Origin of the sequence: Halomonas sp. NyZ770, from assembly GCF_020616575.1 — a bacterium.
Taxonomy (GTDB): domain Bacteria; phylum Pseudomonadota; class Gammaproteobacteria; order Pseudomonadales; family Halomonadaceae; genus Vreelandella; species Vreelandella hamiltonii.
In genome coordinates, this window is the sequence record NZ_CP085143.1 from 1 (window position 1) to 13,153 (window position 13,153).

Below are 13,153 nucleotides of genomic sequence, written 5' to 3' on the forward strand. Positions count from 1 at the left end.
GTGTCACTCGCGCTTTGGCAACAGTGCCTGGACTACCTGCAGGACGAACTGAATTCGCAACAGTTCAATACCTGGATACGTCCACTGCAGGCAGAAGAAGGAGAGTCCAACGAGCTTCGCTTGTTGGCGCCGAACCGCTTTGTGCGCGATTGGGTGAGCGATAAATATGCCAAGCGCATCAGTGAGCTGATGCGTGAGCTTGCCCCTTCCAAGCCTCCCAAGGTCAGCCTTACCGTAGGTAGTCGTCGCACCTCCGCAGCTGCACCGCAGCCTAGAGAGTTGGGCAACCCTATCTCTGCATCGCCTGCCCAGGCGCCTGCTCCTGCGGTGCATACTCCACCCCGCGGTGAAGTGGGCGATGAGCGTGAAATCGAGCAATTGCGCGAAGAGTCGGGCGCCGGCCGACGCGGCAACGAGCGCCAGGTACAGGTAGAAGGTAGCCTGAAGCACAGCAGCGGCCTGAATCCCAACTTCACCTTTGATACCTTCGTGGAAGGTAAATCGAACCAGTTGGCGCGTGCGGCCTCTCGGCAGGTATCCGAAAATCCGGGTGGGGCCTATAACCCGCTGTTCCTCTACGGCGGGGTAGGCCTGGGTAAAACCCACTTGATGCATGCCGTGGGCAATGCCCTGGCAGGTAGGCGGGAAAACGCCCGAGTGGTGTATCTGCACTCCGAGCGCTTCGTGGCGGATATGGTGAAGGCGCTTCAGCTCAACGCCATCAATGACTTCAAGCGTTTTTATCGCAGTGTCGACGCCTTGTTGATCGATGATATTCAATTCTTTGCTGGCAAGGAGCGCTCCCAGGAGGAGTTTTTCCATACCTTCAACGCCCTGTTGGAAGGTGGCCAGCAGATGATCCTGACCTCGGATCGCTACCCCAAAGAGATCAGTGGCGTCGAAGAACGTTTGAAGTCGCGGTTCGGTTGGGGCTTGACGGTAGCCATCGAGCCGCCTGAGCTGGAGACGCGGGTCGCGATCCTGATGAAGAAAGCCGACCAGGCCAAGGTCGAGTTACCGCATGATGCAGCCTTCTTCATCGCTCAGAAAATACGTTCCAACGTGCGGGAGCTGGAAGGTGCGCTCAAAAAGGTCATTGCCGACTCCCACTTCATGGGCAAGCCGATCACCCAGGACTTCATCCGTGAGTCTTTGAAAGACCTGTTGGCCCTTCAAGACAAGCAGGTGGGGGTGGATAATATTCAGCGCACGGTGGCTGAGTATTACAAGATCAAGGTGGCGGACCTGCTCTCCAAGCGACGCTCTCGTTCGGTGGCGCGCCCTCGGCAGGTGGCCATGGCGCTGGCCAAGGAGTTGACCAATCACAGCCTGCCGGAAATTGGTGATGCCTTTGGTGGGCGAGACCATACGACGGTATTGCACGCTTGTCGTAAAGTGAAGGCGTTGCAGGAAGAGAGCGCAGATATTCGCGAGGACTACAAGAACCTCCTGCGCCTGCTGACCAGTTAACCCATTATGTCGGCCTGCTGCGGTGGGCCTTTCAGGATAGAAAACCGGAGTTTCGATGAAATTTACCATTTCCCGAGAGGCGCTGCTTCGCCCGCTGACTCTGGTGGCGGGGGTCGTAGAACGGCGCCAAACGCTACCTGTGTTGTCGAACGTCTTGATCCAGGTCGAAGGTGATCAGGTAGCGCTGACCGGTACCGACCTGGAAGTCGAATTGGTGGGGCGCACGGTGGCCAGCCAGGTGGACCAGCCAGGCGCAGCAACGGTACCTGCGCGCAAGCTGATGGATATCTGCAAGTCATTGCCGGATCAGTCGGATATTCAACTGGCTGTGGAGGACGGGCGCGCTGTATTACGTAGTGGTCGTTCGCGCTTTACACTTTCTACACTTCCGGTTGCCGAGTTTCCCAACATCGAAGATGCGGATGGTAGCCAGGAACTGAGCGTACCGCGCGGTACATTGAAGCACTTGATCGAGTCGACATCCTTCGCCATGGCCCAGCAGGACGTGCGCTACTACCTGAATGGCATGCTGCTGGAGATTCAGAGCAATCTGCTGCGCACGGTGGCCACCGATGGGCATCGGCTGGCCATGTGCTCACGTCCGGTAGAAGTGGCCGTCAGCCAGGCGCAGAAACTGATCGTGCCGCGCAAGGGTATTCTGGAGCTGTCTCGCTTGCTTGACGACAGTGACGAGCCCGTAAGCCTGACGCTGGGTGCGACCCATGTGCGTGCTCACACGGGCGACTTTACGTTCACGTCCAAGCTGATTGACGGCAAATTCCCGGACTACGAGCGTGTCGTGCCGCGCAATGGCGACAAGGTGCTGATTGCCGAGCGCGCGGAGTTGCGTCAGGTGCTGTCGCGGACCGCCATTCTCTCCAACGAGAAGTACCGTGGCGTACGTCTCTATCTGGAAGAGGGCAACCTCAAGGTCATGGCCAATAACCCGGAACAGGAAGAGGCCGAGGAGAACGTCGCTGTCGAATACAATGGCAGTGCCATGGAAGTCGGCTTCAACGTTGGCTATCTGGTAGACGTGCTTTCCGTGTTGGATGAAGACCGCGTTCAGATGACGTTGGCCGACCCCAACAGCAGTGCGCTGTTGGAAGAGCCAGGTGGCGGTGATGCGCTGTACGTCGTCATGCCCATGCGTCTATAAACGGCAGCAGGACGTTATCTATGACGGCGCTTCTGGCTTCAGAAGCGCCGTTTTCACGTGTGCTGGACGGCAATCAATGGTCTTGAAGAGTGACATCGACGCATGAGCATCAATGAGCTTACTTTCCACGGCCTGCGTAACCTGGCCCCCACCACCTTGCAGCCATCGCCGCGCATCAATGTGCTGCACGGCGATAATGGCAGTGGCAAGACCAGCGTTCTGGAAGGTATTCATGTGCTGGGTATGGGGCGCTCCTTTCGAACCCGTCAGCTCAAGCATGCCATACAGACGGAAGCCCCATATATGACTCTGTATGGCCGTTTGGCGGGTGACCCTGAGGTTACCCTGGGGGTCAGGCGGTTACGCACTCAGCGCGAGCTGGAGCTGCGTTTGAGGGGGGAGAAGGGGGTGCGCTTGGCCGAGCTCGTGGAGGCGATGCCCCTGCAGCTCATCAATCCCGATGCCTTCAGATTGCTGGAGGGCTCTCCTGCCGGGCGTAGAGAGTTTCTCGACTGGGGTGTGTTTCACGTGAAACATCATTTCCTGGATGCCTGGCGAAGAACGCGCCGAGCAGTGAAACATCGGAATGCCCTTCTCAGGCGTGGTAGAATGGTGGCCAGTGAGCTGGTTGTTTGGGAGCAAGAGCTTGCACAGTGGGGCGAAGAGATGGATCGGCTTCGCCTTGAGTGGTTTAGCCAGTTCTTGCCCATGTTCGAAGAAACGCTGCATAAATTGCTGCCGCTACCTGGCCTGACGCTGCGCTATGCCCGAGGGTGGGATAAGCAGCGCTCTCTGGCAGAAGTGCTGAGGGATAGCCGAGAGACGGATCAGCAGATGGGGTTTACCCAGCAGGGCCCTCAGAGAGCAGATTTACGTATTCGATTGAACAAGCAGCCAGCCGTCGAGGTGCTTTCCAGAGGCCAGCAGAAATTGGTCGTCAGTGCGCTGAAGCTGGCTCAGGGGCGGCTTCTGGAAAGTACCACGCAGCGGCACTGTATCTATCTGATTGATGATTTACCTGCGGAGCTGGATGACAGGCACCGCCATCAATTTTGCCATTTACTGGAAGAAATGCAGTGTCAGGCTTTTATTACCAGCGTTGAAGCCACGGCTCTAAGGAATAGTTGGCAAGCCAGTACGGACATAAAAATGTTTCACGTGAAACATTCCCCGGCTGGATGGAGTCAATTGGAGACGGATGGCTAAACGACACGGAACGAGACAGACTTCACGACGGAGTGGTCAATGAGCGAGCAGGCTTACGATTCATCAAGCATCAAGGTGCTCAAAGGACTGGACGCAGTACGCAAGCGTCCGGGCATGTACATCGGTGATACCGACGATGGCACCGGGCTGCACCACATGGTTTTCGAGCTGGTGGATAACTCCATCGATGAAGCTCTGGCAGGCCACTGCAGTGAAATTCGCGTCGTCATCCACCCGGATGAATCGATCACCGTGAGTGATAACGGCCGCGGTATTCCGACTGAACTGCATGAAGGCGAAGGCGTTTCGGCAGCTGAGGTCATCATGACCGTGCTGCACGCAGGCGGCAAGTTCGATGACAACTCCTACAAGGTGTCTGGCGGGCTGCACGGGGTAGGTGTCTCGGTGGTTAACGCGCTTTCAGAAGAGCTGCGTCTCACCATCTGGCGGCAAGGCGAAGTATTCGAGCAGATCTATCACCACGGCGTGCCGCAGGCTCCCCTTGGTGTCGTGGGCAAAACTGAAAAAAGCGGTACACGTGTACATTTTCGTCCGTCTCCTGCCACGTTCGCCAATATCGAGTTTCACTACGATATTTTGGCCAAGCGGCTACGTGAACTCTCCTTCCTGAACTCCGGCGTTGCAATTCGCCTGATGGATGAGCGTAGTGGCAAGGAGGAGCTTTTCCATTACGAGGGCGGCTTGAAAGCCTTTGTTGATCATCTCAACAAGAACAAGACCGTTCTCAACCCGGTTTTCCACTTCAATGCGGAGCGGGAAGATGGGGTGGAAGTCGAAGTAGCCATGCAGTGGAGTGATGCGTTTACAGAAAACATCTTCTGCTACACCAACAACATTCCCCAGCGGGATGGTGGTACTCACTTGGCAGGGTTTCGGGCAGCGCTCACACGGACATTGAACCATTACATCGAAGCCGAAAATCTGCTCAAGAAATCGAAGGTCAATACCTCCGGTGATGACGCTCGTGAAGGTTTGACGGCCATCATTTCGGTGAAGGTACCGGACCCTAAATTCTCCTCGCAGACCAAGGATAAGCTGGTTTCTTCCGAAGTGAAAACGGCGGTAGAGCAGGAGATGGGGCGTCTGTTCGCAGAATACCTGATCGAAAAGCCCAATGAAGCCAAGTCGATCGTCAACAAGATGATCGACGCGGCGCGAGCCCGTGAAGCCGCCCGTAAAGCGCGTGACATGACGCGTCGTAAGGGGGCTCTGGACATTGCTGGCTTGCCCGGCAAGCTGGCTGATTGTCAGGAGAAAGACCCCAGCCAGTCAGAACTTTACCTGGTGGAGGGTGACTCGGCCGGCGGCAGTGCCAAGCAGGGTCGTGACCGTCGTACCCAGGCCATCCTGCCATTGAAGGGCAAGATTCTAAACGTCGAGAAGGCACGCTTCGACAAGATGCTCTCTTCCGCCGAGGTAGGCACGCTGATCACGGCATTGGGATGTGGTATCGGCCGCGAAGAGTTCAACCCCGACAAGCTGCGCTATCACTCGGTCATCATCATGACGGATGCCGATGTGGATGGTTCGCATATCCGTACGCTGCTGCTGACGTTCTTCTTCCGCCAGATGCCCGAGCTGATCGAGCGGGGCCATATCTTCATCGCGCAGCCACCGTTGTACAAGATCAAGCGTGGCAAGCAGGAGCTCTACCTGAAAGACGAGCAGGCCATGGTGGACTACCTGACCACGACGGCACTGGATGGTGCAGGGCTCCATGTGAATGCCGATGCACCGGGCATCGCAGGCTCGCAGCTCGAGGCCCTGGTGAATCAGTACCGCAATGTCATGAAGCGGATTGATCGCCTGGCACGTGTTTACCCCATTGAGGTATTGAAGCAGGCAGTACATGCCATTGCACTGCAAGGGGAAGCCAGCCTCAAAGATCGCGGTACCATGCAGAACTGGATTGCCGAGCTTCAGAAAGCCATGGATGACAAAGTGGCGTATGAGGGCGGCCCGCGTTATCAGTTCCATCTTCAGGAAGACACCGAGCGTGGTCTGCACCTTCCCGCAGTGTCACTGATTGCTCATGGCGTGACGACCGATTATGTGTGGGGTCTGGATTTCTTCGAGAGTGCCGACTACCGTGCGATTGCAGGGCTTGGGCAAACGCTTAACGGCCTGTTGGAAGAGGGCGCCTACATTGCCCGTGGCGAGCGTCAGAAGCCGGTCAGCCACTTCTCTGATGTGTTGGCTTGGTTGATGCAGGAAGGCCAACGTGGCTTGTCAGTACAACGCTATAAAGGGCTAGGGGAGATGAACCCTGACCAGCTCTGGGAAACCACCATGGACCCCGATAGTCGCCGCATGCTGCGCGTGACCATTGAAGATGCCGTTGCTGCTGACATGATGTTCAACACGCTGATGGGCGACGAAGTGGAGCCTCGCCGAGACTTTATCGAAACCAACGCTCTGGTGGCCAACCTCGACGTATAAGGCTGACCTTCACCAGCTATTGGCCATTGATGAAAAATGTTTCACGTGAAACATTGAATCAAAAAGCCGCAGTGGGCATATGCGCCACTGCGGCTTTTTTATGGGAATTTATGTGAAGAACTGTCCCGCGTGATCAGGCTTGGCGCTTTACAACCGTTTAGCGATTTCGCTCGCGCGAATCTAGTGTTCCGGCTAACAACTGTTCAACGAATTCGGCAAGGTCACTGACGACCAGAGTGTTCTCCAAGCCCACACCTTTGGCTAGCGTTCTCGCACCTTTGCCTGTCTTTACCAGCACGCTTTGGCAACCTGCCGCCTCTCCGGCCTGCAGATCTCGCAGGCTGTCACCTACCATCCAGCTGCCCTCCAGGTGATCCAGGCCAAGTGCCTGCTGTATTTGCGTCAGTAGGCCGGGCAACGGTTTTCGGCAGGGGCAGTCATCTTGCGGGCCATGGGGGCAATATGCGATGTGCGCAATATGGCCACCTTCGGCTTCTACCAGGCTGCTCATTCTATGATGCATGGCTGCCAGGGTGGCTTCATCGTAATAGCCCCGTGCAATACCTGATTGGTTGGTGGCCACGGCTACCGTAAAACCAGCCTGTGAAAGCCGCGCGATGGCCGTGATGGAAGCAGGGTAGGGCACCCACTCCGCCAGGGACTTGATGTAGTCATCCGAGTCATGATTGATGACGCCATCTCGGTCAAGTATCACGAGCCGTTCTGGCATCAGAGAAGTCGTCGAGGGCATGAAAGTCCTATTTGCTGCGTAGGTGCTGATTCAGTAGCGCCAAGGCGTGCAGGGTATGGGCAATCTTTTTGCCATCGCTGCCAAAGCGCTGGAAAGGAATTTTCTGGAGGCGTTGCAGGCGCGGCAAGGTCGCCAGAAAGCGTTCGCGTACATCGTCGCGGGTGGCCTGCAGGCCGTCCATCAGGGCTGCGGTCAGGCGTTCACGATGAAGAGGTCGTTTGCTCAGCTTGCCATAGAGAGAAAAGATGAAACAGTGCCAATCGCGCACCATGCAGTCGGTGAGTTCATGTACCTGGCCTGGGTCCGTTTCGAAATCGATGAAAACGACTCCATCTTTGTTGACCAGGATGTTGCGTGCAAAGGCCTCGCTAAGATAGCAGCTGCGTTCATGAACATCATTGAGCGCTGAAATCCCAAGGTTTAACAGTTGGTCGATTTCATCTGGTGTTTGCGCCTGGGTCAATTTCTCCAGCAGCGTGGCTGCGGGTTCCTCCGCGCTGCCTGCATCGGCCAGCAATAGGGCGTCAGGGGTTTCTGCCAGAATGGTCGGTACGGCGATACCAGCGGCAGACAATGCTTTGATACGACTGGCTTCCAGCGCCACGCTCTCTTGGCCGCCCAGATTGGGCACCGGCTTGAGCGCTTCGATGTTCAGCCACCGCGCCATCAAGGTCAGTGGCAGGTAAGCCAGCCGTGAGTTACGTTTGGCGGCTTTTTTCAGCCAGACCTTGCGTCCTGCCATCTGGTAAGACGCCATGTTGGACTGCTGCTGAGGCAAGGTGTCGAAAAGAAACATATCGTACATGGCCAACTCCCTTGGCGACGTGAGTGCATAGCCGCCAGGTATGTCAGACGCAGCGGCAATTGAAATGTTTCATTAATTTTACCTTGATGTTTCACGTGAAACAAAAGCTTCGTCAAGCACGAAGAAATAAAAAGCCCGGCCACCTGGGCCGGGCTGCAAGCGTTTCTGACGTGAGGCGCTTACTGGGGTAGCTGAGAAATATCCGCGACTTCCAGGAAAAGCGCCTGCAGGCTGGCGAGCAGAGCAAGGCGATTGCGACGCACGGCCTCGTCATCGGCCATGACCATGACCTGATCGAAGAACGTATCGACCGGCTCACGCAGCGTTGCCAAGGTGTCCAGGGCCTGCTGGTACTCACCGGCGGCAAATAGCGGAGCTACCTGCTGCTGGCAGTGGATGACGGCCTCCGCCAGTGTCTGCTCGGCGCTCTCTTGAAGCAGAGAGGTATCGACTTGCGTGCTGCCATCGTGCGCCTGCTTGCTCAGGATATTGGAGACACGCTTGTTGGCAGCCGCCAGAGCGGTGGCTTCCTCACGCTGGGCAAAGGCTTTGACGGCACGTAACCGACGCGCAAAATCCAGCGGCTTGCTGACGGGACGAGCACGCACGGCCAGGTACATCTCGGCGGTAATGCCTTCGTCCTGCCCCCAAGCGCGGAAGCGGTCGAGCATGTAGGTCAGCACTTCCTCTACCAGTCCTTCGGCTTTGGGCAGTTGCTGGTGCTGGTCAACGGCGACCTGCAGCAGTTCACGCAAGTCGAGGTTCAGCTCGCCTTTTACCAGGATATTCAGCACACCAATGGACGCGCGGCGCAGGGCAAAGGGGTCCTTGGCGCCCGTGGGGCGCTGGCCGATGCCGAAGATGCCCACCAGCGTATCAAGGCGGTCTGCCAGGGCCAGTGCTTGGCCAGTCAGACTGGCGGGGATGGCGTCGCTGGCAAAGCGCGGAAGGTACTGTTCTTCCAGTGCCTGGGCTACTTCGGCAGGCTCGCCATCCTGCTCGGCGTAGTAGCGGCCCATGATGCCTTGCAGCTCGGGGAACTCGAGTACCATCTCAGTGACCAGGTCGCATTTGGCCAGTGCCACGGCACGCTGAGCGTGGGCAACATCACCCTGGATGCGCTCGGCGATGAAGGTAGCAATGGCCGTGCTGCGGCGTGCCTTGTCTGCCAGCGTGCCGAGCTGCTGCTGAAACACGACGCTTTCCAGCTGAGGAATGCGCGATGCCAGCGTTTTTTTGCGGTCGGTATCGTAGAAGAACGCAGCATCCGCGAGGCGAGGTCGGATGACCTTCTCATTGCCGGCAATGACCTGGTCAGGGTCCTGGCTTTCGATGTTGGAAATGGTAATGAACAGCGGCTTGAGCTTGCCGTGGTCATCCAGCAAGTGGAAGTATTTCTGGTTGGCCTTCATGGAGGAGATCAGGCACTCGGCGGGCACGTCCAAAAAGCGCTCATCGAAGCTGCCGGTCAATGCCACGGGCCACTCGACCAAACCGCTGACCTCGACCAGCAGGTCTTCATCGATGACCGCATTGGCTTCCTGAACTTCTGCCTCGGCCAGCACCTGCTCACGAATACGCTCGCGGCGCTGCTGACGGTCGGCCAGCACGTAGGCGTTTTCCAGTACTGCCAGATAATCGTCGGCGTGTTCGAGCTGGATCGCATCCGGGGCGTGGAAGCGATGACCGTAGGTGGTGCGGCTGGCCTGCAGGCCTAGTGCTTCTGCGGCAATCACTTCCTTGCCATAAAGGGCGACCAACCAGTGTACCGGGCGGGAGAACTCCACACGAGACGCGCCCCAGCGCATGTTCTTGGGCACCGGCAGCGACTGAAGCGTCTTGCGAATCATCTCTGGCAGTAGTGCTTGGACACTCTCGCCTTGCTGCTGCTCCTGGAAGCCCAGCCAGGTGCCTTTGTCGGTTTCCAGGTGAATCAGCTCATCCACGCTGACGCCACAGGAGCGCGCAAAGCCTTCGGCGGCCTTGGTGGGCACGCCATCCTTGAATGCGGCGGCCAGCGCGGGACCACGGCGCTCCACTTCACGATCCGGCTGCTTGTCGGCCAATCCCGATACCTGGACGGCCAAACGACGCGGTGTTGCATAGGCAGTGACGGACTGAAACGGAACCTCTGCTTCCTGCAGACCTTTTTCAATACCCGCAGCAAACGCATCAGAGAGCGCGTCCAGGGCGGTAGGCGGCAGCTCCTCGGCACCCAGTTCCAGTAAAAGCGTATCAACGGCCATCATGCGTCTCCTTGGTCGGCTAGCAGTTCGCGGCGCAGGGCCTCGGGCGCCATGGGGAACCCTGCTGCTTTGCGTGATTCGAAGTAGGCGGTCGCCACGTCACGGGCCATGGTGCGCACACGCAGGATGAAGCGTTGACGTTCGGTGACCGAGATGGCGTGGCGCGCATCCAGCAGGTTGAAAGTGTGCGACGCCTTGAGCACTTGCTCGTAGGCGGGTAGCGGCAGGCTGGCGGCCAGCAGTTTGCTGCACTCTTTTTCCTGATGGTCGAAGGCAGCAAAGAGCTGGTCGACGTCGGCGTGCTCGAAGTTGTAGGCTGACTGCTCCCGCTCGTTTTGCAGGTAAACATCGCCGTAGCTGACCTTGCTGCCGTCCGGCGCAATGGCCCAGACCAGATCGTAAACGCTATCGACGTTTTGCAGGTACATGGCGATACGCTCGAGGCCGTAGGTCAGCTCGCCGGTGACGGGGTAGCACTCGATGCCGCCCGCCTGCTGGAAGTAGGTGAACTGGGTGACTTCCATGCCGTTTAGCCATACTTCCCAGCCCAGGCCCCAGGCCCCGAGCGTGGGGGATTCCCAGTTGTCTTCCACGAAGCGAACGTCGTGAACCAGCGGGTCGAGGCCCAGGCGCTTCAGTGATCCCAGGTACAGGTCCTGCAGATTGCTGGGGGAGGGCTTCATTACCACCTGAAACTGGTAGTAGTGCTGCAGGCGATTGGGATTTTCGCCGTAGCGGCCGTCGGTGGGGCGGCGGGAAGGCTGCACATAGGCAGCGTTCCAGGTTTCGGGGCCAATCGCCCGCAGGAAGGTGGCGGGGTGGAAGGTGCCCGCGCCGACTTCCATATCGAGGGGCTGGAGAATCACACAGCCCTGTTCTGCCCAGTACTGTTGCAGAGCAAGGATCAAGCCTTGAAAGGTCGACACATCGGGTGTCGATTGGTTTGTCGAGACACTCATCGCGGAAAGCACCGTTGGCCATGAATTCATAAGCCGTCAAGTATACAATTACAGGCAGATGGGTTATAGGCACGTTAGCAAAACAGCCGCTTTTGATAAGGAGAACGAGATGATCGTGGTAACAGGCGGCGCCGGGTTTATCGGCGCCAATATTGTCAAAGCGCTAAATGCTCGTGGCCGTGACGATGTGATGGTGGTCGACGACCTGCGCGATGGCACCAAATTCGTCAACCTGGCGGACTGCACGCTCGCCGACTACCTGGACAAGGATGATTTCATTGCCCGGGTGAAAGCCGCGCTGCGCGGTGAAACGGTGGACCTGCCGACCATCGATGCGATTTTCCATGAGGGTGCCTGCTCGGATACCACGGAGTGGGACGGCCACTACATGATGGAGAACAACTTCGAGTACTCCAAGGTGCTGCTCAACTACTGTGAGAAGCTGGGCATTCCGTTTCTGTACGCCTCGTCAGCGGCCACCTACGGCGGCAGCGACGTGTTCAAGGAAGCCCCTGAGCACGAGAAACCGCTCAACGTCTATGGCTACTCCAAACTGCTGTTCGATCAGCACGTGCGTTCGCGCTGGAACGAGCTGACTACCCAGGTAGTAGGTTTCCGTTATTTCAACGTCTACGGCCCTCGAGAGCAGCACAAGGGCAAGATGGCTAGCGTGGCGTACCACAACCATCTCCAGATCCGTAACGGCGAAACGCTGAAACTGTTCGGTGCCTACGGCGGCTATGAGGCGGGCATGCAGAGTCGCGATTTTGTCTACGTTGGCGATGTGGTCGACGTGAACCTCTGGTTCCTGGACAACCCCAGCGCGTCGGGCATCTTCAACCTGGGTACGGGCCGTGCCGAACCTTTCAAGGCGATTGGTGAAGCGGTGATCGATTTCTATGGTCAGGGCGAAATCGACTATATCCCGTTCCCCCAGGAGCTGAAGGGGCGCTACCAGAGCTATACCCGTGCGGACATCGGCCACCTGCGTGCAGCGGGATGTGATGTCGAGTTCAAGACGGTGGCTCAGGGGGTCAAGGCCTATCTGGAGTGGCTGAATGGCTGACTCTGCCAAGCGACTGCTGGTGGTCGGCCCTTCCTGGGTCGGCGATATGGTCATGGCGCAAAGCCTGTTCATGACCTTGAAGGCGCGCACCCCAGGGGCCACGCTGGGCGTGGTGGCCCCGGCCTGGTCGCAGCCGATTCTCGAGCGCATGCCCGAAGTCGATGAGGTGTTGCCACTGGAGGTCGGCCATGGTGAATTTGGCCTGGCGAGTCGGCGGGAGCTGGCCGCTCGGTTGCGGGGCCGCTTTGACCGCGCCATTGTGCTGCCGCGCTCCTGGAAGGCGGCGCTGGTGCCTTTCATGGCACGGATCCCTGAGCGGGTAGGGTTCCTGGGGGAGCATCGCTACGGGCTGCTGAAAGAGCGCCGCAAGCTGGATAAACAGGTGCTGGATCAGACCGTCAAGCGCTTTGTCTCGCTGGGGCTTCCTGCCTCTGAAGCGCAAACTGGCCAGTTTGCCATTCCCAAGCCCAGGCTCACCATTGACCGTGACAACCTGGTGAATCTGCGGTTGAGCCACGCGCTCTCTTCCCGCCCCGCAATCGGCATGATGCCAGGCGCTGAGTATGGGCCGGCCAAGCAATGGCCATTGGCCTATTTTCATCAGTTGGCGGCAAAACTGGTCAAAGACGGCTTTGAGGTGCGCGTGCTGGGGGGAGCAAAAGACCGTGAGGCGGGGCAGGCGATCGTGAAGGGGCTGTCGCATGCACACAACCTGTGCGGGAAAACCCAGCTGGCCGACGCCGTCGATCTGTTGGCCGACTGCCGTCAGGTGGTCACTAATGACTCTGGCCTGATGCACGTGGCGGCAGCGGTCGGAGTGCGTATTCAGGCGCTATATGGTTCGTCGTCTCCTGCCTATACGCCGCCTCTCACCGAACAGGCGTCCATTCACTACCTGGGGCTCTCCTGCTCGCCATGCTTCGCGCGAGTGTGCCCGCTGGGGCATACCAACTGTCTCAACGATTTGCCCGTCGAGCGCGTCTATCAGTCGATCTGCGCCGACCTGCCGTGAGGGGCTGACGAAGGCGCTG

10 protein-coding genes are annotated in these 13,153 nt (G+C 58.1%); 6 read left to right on the forward strand and 4 right to left on the reverse strand.

What is annotated here, in order from left to right:
• The 4 genes from dnaA (at position 1) to gyrB (ending at position 6,295) form a co-directional block, all read left to right on the forward strand.
• Complete coding sequence (gene dnaA / locus LG409_RS00005; protein WP_227407387.1) at positions 1 to 1,470, forward strand: chromosomal replication initiator protein DnaA; 1,470 nt, start codon at positions 1 to 3, stop codon at positions 1,468 to 1,470.
• A gap of 55 nt (positions 1,471 to 1,525) precedes the next feature.
• On the forward strand, positions 1,526 to 2,629 hold the full coding sequence (gene dnaN, locus LG409_RS00010; protein WP_016915609.1) for a DNA polymerase III subunit beta: 1,104 nt from the start codon (positions 1,526 to 1,528) through the stop codon (positions 2,627 to 2,629).
• A gap of 102 nt (positions 2,630 to 2,731) precedes the next feature.
• Positions 2,732 to 3,835, forward strand: a complete 1,104-nt coding sequence (gene recF, locus LG409_RS00015) for a DNA replication/repair protein RecF (RefSeq protein ID WP_096921738.1) — start codon at positions 2,732 to 2,734, stop codon at positions 3,833 to 3,835.
• A 39-nt stretch (positions 3,836 to 3,874) separates the two neighbouring features.
• A complete protein-coding gene (gene gyrB, locus LG409_RS00020; RefSeq protein ID WP_096921737.1) occupies positions 3,875 to 6,295 on the forward strand; it encodes a DNA topoisomerase (ATP-hydrolyzing) subunit B in 2,421 nt (806 codons plus the stop codon).
• A 157-nt stretch (positions 6,296 to 6,452) separates the two neighbouring features.
• Here gyrB and gmhB read toward each other — a convergent pair whose 3' ends face one another.
• The 4 genes from gmhB to glyQ form a co-directional block, all read right to left on the reverse strand.
• Positions 6,453 to 7,025, reverse strand: coding sequence for a D-glycero-beta-D-manno-heptose 1,7-bisphosphate 7-phosphatase (gene gmhB / locus LG409_RS00025; RefSeq protein ID WP_096921736.1), 573 nt, complete (start codon positions 7,023 to 7,025; stop codon positions 6,453 to 6,455).
• A gap of 28 nt (positions 7,026 to 7,053) precedes the next feature.
• On the reverse strand, positions 7,054 to 7,851 hold the full coding sequence (locus tag LG409_RS00030; protein WP_039179119.1) for a hypothetical protein: 798 nt from the start codon (positions 7,849 to 7,851) through the stop codon (positions 7,054 to 7,056).
• 179 nt (positions 7,852 to 8,030) lie between these two features.
• On the reverse strand, positions 8,031 to 10,097 hold the full coding sequence (gene glyS / locus LG409_RS00035; RefSeq protein ID WP_039179121.1) for a glycine--tRNA ligase subunit beta: 2,067 nt from the start codon (positions 10,095 to 10,097) through the stop codon (positions 8,031 to 8,033).
• Complete coding sequence (glyQ, locus tag LG409_RS00040; RefSeq protein ID WP_026001915.1) at positions 10,097 to 11,056, reverse strand: glycine--tRNA ligase subunit alpha; 960 nt, start codon at positions 11,054 to 11,056, stop codon at positions 10,097 to 10,099. Before glyQ ends, glyS begins: the two co-directional genes overlap by 1 nt.
• Before the next feature lie 109 nt (positions 11,057 to 11,165).
• Between glyQ and rfaD the strand changes: the two genes are divergently transcribed.
• Positions 11,166 to 12,122: an ADP-glyceromanno-heptose 6-epimerase gene (gene rfaD, locus LG409_RS00045; RefSeq protein WP_016915616.1), complete on the forward strand. Its 957-nt coding sequence runs from the start codon at positions 11,166 to 11,168 to the stop codon at positions 12,120 to 12,122.
• Positions 12,115 to 13,134, forward strand: coding sequence for a lipopolysaccharide heptosyltransferase II (gene waaF, locus LG409_RS00050; RefSeq protein WP_039179124.1), 1,020 nt, complete (start codon positions 12,115 to 12,117; stop codon positions 13,132 to 13,134). Before rfaD ends, waaF begins: the two co-directional genes overlap by 8 nt.
• Positions 13,135 to 13,153: the final 19 nt, after the last annotated feature.